Source organism: Nitrosomonas sp. Nm132, assembly GCF_900100485.1.
Taxonomy (GTDB): domain Bacteria; phylum Pseudomonadota; class Gammaproteobacteria; order Burkholderiales; family Nitrosomonadaceae; genus Nitrosomonas.
On the sequence record NZ_FNDH01000077.1, the window covers coordinates 1 to 6,209 of the forward strand.

Annotated in this window: 9 protein-coding genes; 3 read left to right on the forward strand and 6 right to left on the reverse strand. The window is 44.0% G+C overall.

Annotated features, from left to right (window positions below; genetic code table 11):
* Window positions 1-469: 469 nt before the first annotated feature.
* The 6 genes from BLP80_RS15790 to glnA form a co-directional block, all read right to left on the reverse strand.
* Window positions 470-616 carry a hypothetical protein gene (locus BLP80_RS15790; RefSeq protein ID WP_176754385.1) on the reverse strand — a complete coding sequence of 49 codons (147 nt, stop codon included), beginning with the start codon at window positions 614-616 and terminating at the stop codon, window positions 470-472.
* A gap of 72 nt (window positions 617-688) precedes the next feature.
* Entirely contained in the window at window positions 689-1,000 is a 312-nt protein-coding gene (gene sugE, locus BLP80_RS14090; protein WP_090544291.1) for a quaternary ammonium compound efflux SMR transporter SugE, read from the reverse strand.
* Window positions 1,001-1,264: 264 nt separating this feature from the next.
* The gene (locus tag BLP80_RS14095; protein ID WP_090544293.1) at window positions 1,265-1,726 is read right to left on the reverse strand and encodes a methyltransferase family protein; all 462 of its coding nucleotides are present in this window, start codon (window positions 1,724-1,726) and stop codon (window positions 1,265-1,267) included.
* 81 nt (window positions 1,727-1,807) lie between these two features.
* Window positions 1,808-2,251 carry a hypothetical protein gene (locus BLP80_RS14100; RefSeq protein ID WP_090544295.1) on the reverse strand — a complete coding sequence of 148 codons (444 nt, stop codon included), beginning with the start codon at window positions 2,249-2,251 and terminating at the stop codon, window positions 1,808-1,810.
* 25 nt (window positions 2,252-2,276) lie between these two features.
* The gene (locus tag BLP80_RS14105; protein ID WP_090544297.1) at window positions 2,277-2,768 is read right to left on the reverse strand and encodes a DUF4124 domain-containing protein; all 492 of its coding nucleotides are present in this window, start codon (window positions 2,766-2,768) and stop codon (window positions 2,277-2,279) included.
* Window positions 2,769-2,865: 97 nt separating this feature from the next.
* Window positions 2,866-4,275, reverse strand: coding sequence for a type I glutamate--ammonia ligase (glnA, locus tag BLP80_RS14110; RefSeq protein WP_090544299.1), 1,410 nt, complete (start codon window positions 4,273-4,275; stop codon window positions 2,866-2,868).
* Window positions 4,276-4,876: 601 nt separating this feature from the next.
* Here glnA and BLP80_RS14115 point away from each other — a divergent pair.
* The 3 genes from BLP80_RS14115 (at window position 4,877) to BLP80_RS16440 (ending at window position 6,155) form a co-directional block, all read left to right on the forward strand.
* Window positions 4,877-5,272 carry an RNA-binding S4 domain-containing protein gene (locus BLP80_RS14115; protein ID WP_218120466.1) on the forward strand — a complete coding sequence of 132 codons (396 nt, stop codon included), beginning with the start codon at window positions 4,877-4,879 and terminating at the stop codon, window positions 5,270-5,272.
* Between the two features lie 109 nt (window positions 5,273-5,381).
* Window positions 5,382-5,666 (forward strand): hypothetical protein, encoded by a 285-nt coding sequence (locus BLP80_RS16435; RefSeq protein WP_371128836.1) that lies wholly within the window; start codon window positions 5,382-5,384, stop codon window positions 5,664-5,666.
* A gap of 228 nt (window positions 5,667-5,894) precedes the next feature.
* The gene (locus BLP80_RS16440) at window positions 5,895-6,155 is read left to right on the forward strand and encodes a helicase-related protein (RefSeq protein WP_256325122.1); all 261 of its coding nucleotides are present in this window, start codon (window positions 5,895-5,897) and stop codon (window positions 6,153-6,155) included.
* Window positions 6,156-6,209: the final 54 nt, after the last annotated feature.

The following is a 6,209-nucleotide window of genomic DNA, read 5'->3' on the forward strand; positions in this document are numbered from 1 at the left end:
TTCCTCATCATTTATATCCGTTTTGTATGACATCTCTTAGCTTACTATCAAAAAATCCTTGATTCTAATGGAAATCGTTTTGCCAGACAGCTTCTCAGCTTGAGACTCTCCTCAGCTTCACGGCGTGCGTGGGATCGCACTATAGCCAGATTTTCTTGCACCCGTTTCTCAACCGTCAGCTCCAGTTCGCGTTTGGCATCGTCCAATTCGCGTCGCTTCTTGATGAGTTCGCTTGGGCATGCTGTGCTTCAGCAAGTTTCTGGTCACGTGCCTTAAGCAATTCCTGAAGATCAGCCAGTTCACGGATCTTGCCTTCTAACTCAAGAGCAGCCGCCAGCTTGGCTTTTCTGGACTCTTCCTCGATCAGGCGTGTACGCTCAGTCTTGAGTTGGGCAGTAACCTGATCAGCGATTTATTGCTCAAGGTTTCGCTTGGCCTCAACCAGGTGTTCCTCCTGCTCATGGATATCCTATTCGCGTTTGGCGATTTCATGATCTTTTTGCGCAAGCAGCTGCTGATATTGCTGGCGCGTGGCAGTCAGTAAAGGCGCAGCCAGCGACTCAGTAAATCGGATTTCGGTACGGCAATTGGGGCAAGTGATGGTGGGTTCGTTCATGCGCCACCTTCTTGTTTCTTGCTATGCAGTAAGGAAAATGATCATAGAATGTTTCCTTATAAAGAATGTGCTTTAAGCCAACTTGAGACCAATGATACCAGCAATAATCAGCACAATACTCATAAGCCGCGTTGCATTGGCAGGTTCTTCAAACAGCACGATACCGAGGATAACAGTACCGATTGTGCCTACTCCCACCCATACGCTATAAGCAGTGCTAACAGGTAATGATTTCATGGCAATACCTAATAACCAAAGACTAGCAATGATCGCAAGGACTGTCCAGAGAGTAGGCCAGAAACGGCTAAAGCCCTCAGTGTATTTCAATCCGATAGCCCAACCGACCTCAAACAAGCCTGCCAAAACAAGAATGACCCAAGCCATAGTGCTTCCTTCCAGGGTAATGGGGGTCGTCCCCGATTGATGTGAGCGTAACGAGGCCGTCCTCGCTTCCGGTCAATTTCTGACTAAAGCCAACCTCCTAAAATAAGGATGCTATGTTGCCAAGAATCAACGTGAGTCTTTATCTTAACAAACTATGCCTTATCTATAAAAATTAAGTATTACAAACATCATAGCATCGGTCTACCACTGGAGTATGAAGTCCCCTTCTTGGATTGCAAGAAGTAATGATGCAAAAGTCAGAACTCATAGCCACCTACGTACGCTTTTCGTATAGGTAATGTATTCCGTGCCAAATTTAGCAAGTAATGCCTGCTCCTCCGGAATAATCTGGAAACGATTCATATACCAAACAAAGACAGGCAACATTGCAAAGGAAAAAATATTCGACAGGAACACCGCCCACGACAAGAGTATCAGCAGAAATCCGACATACATGGGATTACGGCTTATTTTATAGACACCCCTCGTCACGATGGACGATGTTTTACCCGGCTGCATCGGATTGACTGTTGTCTTTGCCACTCTGAACGCAACCGCACCAGCCAGAATGAGCACAATGCCAACTAAACTGACAGCAGAAGCCATAATGATTCGACCTGGAATAACCAGCACCAACTCAGGAGCAAGATCTGCAACAAACCACATGATGACACCCATAAACACCAGGACTACCGCGGGTGGAATTTTAAGTTCAAGTACGCTCATGGATTTTGAATTGAAATCGAAACAACAAAGTAACCGAAAGATATCTCACTATCTCTGAAGGCAATCCCGCTGCGTGCTTCTTTAATAGCCAGCACCTAAATTATAAAGCTCAATCTCAAGCGCCTCGATACTATCTTCGTAAAGAGCCATTTCTTCAATGGCTTGTTGCACGCGGCCCTGATCACTGTGTTGACTCAAATCGTTGTCAGAAGAATTTTGATGAGTCGTTGCCTCACTTACGGACACTTGTTTTATTTCTTGCTTGAACTTTTTATCGACTATTTCGATCGCTTCATTTTGCCCAGGCAGAGTTGCACCATTTTTTATTGCTGATCTTGCTAGATCATGACGAGATGCTGGCAATACTGTTATCTCAGGCAAATCGATTGGATAAGCGCCCTTTATTTCAGTATCAGAATAAAGGATTTGGCCGTCTTGGCCCAAATGCTTGTATACCCCTGACTGAGCCATACAGGGAAAACTAAATACAGGAAGCACCGAGAGCAAAATAGCTGCAATTTTCATGAAGCCTCACGCAGAATCTCAATGGTTAGTGATTTCCCAGCTCAATACGGAGCGCTGTAATGTTTCTTTCATGCAATGTAATTTGATTACGCAGCTTCTTTATACTTTCGTCTTCGGAAACATGAGTATCAGGCAACAATTGAGCATGATTAGCTGCAACGCGCCTCAAATTCTTTGTAGCTTCGTTTAAAACCTGCTGCATCTCCGCCAAGAGCTTTGTTTCTGCGGCCAATTCATTCTCAAGAATCTGGCGACGGTTAACGTCGCGTTTCTTCTGCTGATTATCACTTACCTTTGGAAAGCCTCGTATAGCCAAAGGCGCTGTTGTCATGGCTTTTGCTACCACTCTCGGCCCTGCAGGATCAACCCGGAGCTTCTGTCCACCTTTAGCCGCGGCATTGGTATAAGTTACATGGCCATTCTCATCGATAAGCTTATAAATACCTGCCACCGCCTGAGTCACAGTAGTTAACAAAACTATCAAGACCGAAGCAATGGCGAGCTGTTTCTGCCCCATAGCAATCTCCCGACTGAAGAAATTTAAAGTTGATTAAATTTTCAATCAAACAGCGCTAAGGCAATAAAATAATAAACGCTTTAAATTTGCCCTTTATCTACAAACTGTAATACATCGAGAACTCGACTGGGTGCGTATTAATACGATAGAGCATGGCTTCCTCCATCTTCAGCGCAATGTAGGCATCAATCATATCATTAGAGAATACACCGCCCCGGGTAAGAAATTCACGATCCTTATCCAAACTCTCCAAAGCCTCCTCCAAAGAATTACAGGTACTCGGAACTTTGGAAGCCTCTTCAGGGGGAAGATCGTAAAGATTTTTATCCATAGGGTCACCGGGATGGATTTTGTTCTGAATGCCGTCAAGCCCGGCCATCAGCAATGCGGTAAATGATAGATATGGATTGGCGATTGGATCGGGAAATCTTATTTCAATACGCCGTTGCTTAGGATTGCTGGCATGTGGAATACGCACTGCAGCAGAACGGTTACTAGCAGAATAAGCGATATTGACAGGTGCCTCAAAGCCAGCGACAAGTCTTTTGTACGAATTAGTACCGGGATTGGTAATTGCATTCAGTGCTTTTGCATGCTTGATAACGCCACCAATATAATACAGCGCTGTTTCAGACATTCCGGCGTAACCATTTCCCGAGAATAAATTCTTACCGTCTTTCCAAATTGATTGGTGGACATGCATACCGGAGCCATTATCGCCCACGATGGGTTTGGGCATAAAGGTAGCCGTCTTACCATAGGAATGTGCAACATTATGCACAACATATTTGAGCATCTGATTCCAGTCTGCACGCTTCACCAGGCTATTGAATCGAGTACCAATTTCACATTGGCCCGCATTAGCAACTTCATGGTGATGAACCTCGACACTGATCCCCATTTCTTCCAGAACCAGACACATCGCTGAACGGATATCGTGCAGCGAATCAACTGGCGGTACCGGAAAATAGCCCCCCTTGACCAAAGGTCGATGACCAATATTGCCATCTTCATATTTCTTTTTCGAACTCCAGGTGGCTTCCTCAGACTCGATTTCCAGGAAACAGCCTGCCATAGTGGTTTGCCAGCGAACAGAGTCGAAAATAAAAAATTCAAGCTCCGGGCCAAAATAAGCAACATCCCCAACACCTGTAGATTTAAGGTAAACCTCACCACGCTTTGCCAATGATCTCGGATCACGGTTGTAACCTTGCCCATCAGAAGGATCAACCACATCGCAAGTAAGAAATAATGTCGCTTCATCCATAAACGGATCCATCGTAGCCGTATCAGGGTCTGGCATCAGCAGCATGTCCGAGGCATGAATCCCTTTCCAACCTGCAATAGAAGAACCATCAAACGCGTGCCCATCTTCAAATTTATCTGCAGTAAACGCATGAGCAGGAACGGTGACATGATGCTCCTTGCCGTTAGTATCAGTAAAACGCAGATCAACAAATTTAACTTCATGGTCTTGAATTTTTTTTAAAACATCAGCTACCGCCATTTTTATCTCCAGACAGGCATTATGGTTTTTTTAAAAGCTATTTAAGAAAATTGTATATTGTATGTCGCGCAACGTATGAAATAAAAACAATGCCTTTAATACATAGAAAAGAACGAATTCCTTTACGTTCCTTAAATTATGTTCAGAAATATTATTCTCGAAATGTTTGCATCACACAGGGCAAATTAGCTATTGGCGATCCCGTACAGATTTTTCAGTCATCAAAAAACAAATATTTGATCTGCAATTCCAATCATTTACTAATTATATAATAATCCTGCAATTTTGCCTTCTCCACCAACTATTATTCAGGTATGGCTCCCACACCCGCACCTACATTCACCAGTGTAACTATTTTTACGATACTATCAGCATCGAATTTAGGTCAAAAACTTAGTCATTTACAGAAACTGCGATTCTGGGCATCTAATTCTGACGTCACAATGGAAAAATATACCGGCAACCCTCATTTCACGTTATCGAAGAAATTTGCTTTCATTGTTGGTCTTAGCTTTCCTGCTGGTGGCCATTATTGGGTCTGCGTTAGTCTGGTGGCATAGCAGATATAGTAATGTTGCTAGCAGCAAGATATGACTAATCGATGATGATAAAAAACGATGTTGAAAAATTCCGCATTGATAAATGGCTTTATGCCGCGCGTTTTTTTAAAACACGCTCTTTAGCGGCAGAAGCGGTAGAACGAGGTAAAGTACACATTAACGGCATGCGGATAAAACCAGCCAAGATGGTAGCGATAGGAGATATGCTCACCATTCGGATTGCTCATTATCAATATGATATTAAAGTGCTGGCATTGTCCAATAAACGTGGCTCTGCAGCGGAGGCACAAAAACTCTATCAGGAGACCGATGCGAGTCGTGAAGCACGTACAGCGCTTGCAGAACAAATTAAAATGCAGTCACAGCAATTTTATACCAAAGGCAGACCCACCAAACGTGACCGGCGTAAAATAGAGCACTTGAAGAGCCAGGAATAGCACTTACCCTCCTCAGGGAAGTTTTCGGCTATAGCGATTTCCATGGACAACAAGCTGAAATCATCGCTCATATTGCCAGTGGACCAGTGGTCATGATTACTTGTTATTGATGCCAATAGGTGGAGGAGAGTCGTTATGCCACCAGATTCCCGCACTCATGCGCAATGAGATGGCAATCATCGTTTCACCACTGATTGCGCTAATGCATAATCAAGTAGTCGCTTTGCGCGAAATGGGCGTGCGGACAGCCTATTTGCATTCCTCCTTCTCACAATCAGAAACCTCTGTGATTGAACGAAATCTGCTTACAGGTGGCATACGATCTTACTCTATGTCGCATCAGCAAGACGGCTCACCTCCTGATTTCTGCATCTTATCCAGCGCACACAGTTAGCCCGAATATTGCATAAAAGATTTACGAATGTCCCGCGCATTGCGTTGACAGCAACGGCGGATACTGTGACACGTACCGAAATCATTCAGCGGCTTGATCTTGATCATGCACGCTTTTTATTTCCAGTTTTGATCGCCCCACTATTCATTACCGCATTGTCGATAAGATAAACGCTCACACACAAAACTATTAAAGTTTATTCGAACTGAACATGCAGGAGATGCCGGTATCGTTTACTGCCAGTCACGTAAGAAAGTTGAGGAAACATCAGTGTGGCTAGCTGAAAATAGCATTCCAGCAATCCCCTATCGCCCTGGCATGGATATCCAAACGCGCATCGAACATCAGGAGAAATTTTTACGTGAAGAAGATATCGTGACGATTGCCACGACAGCTTTTGGCTTAGGAATTGATAAACCAGATGTACGTTCAGACAACCTGATCTCGGAGCATCCCTCGTTTTTAAAGCATTCTAAAGAACAAATATAAATCAATCGATTACATGTGCCAGGGGAGGAGATACAAAAATAGGCAGTCAAACAA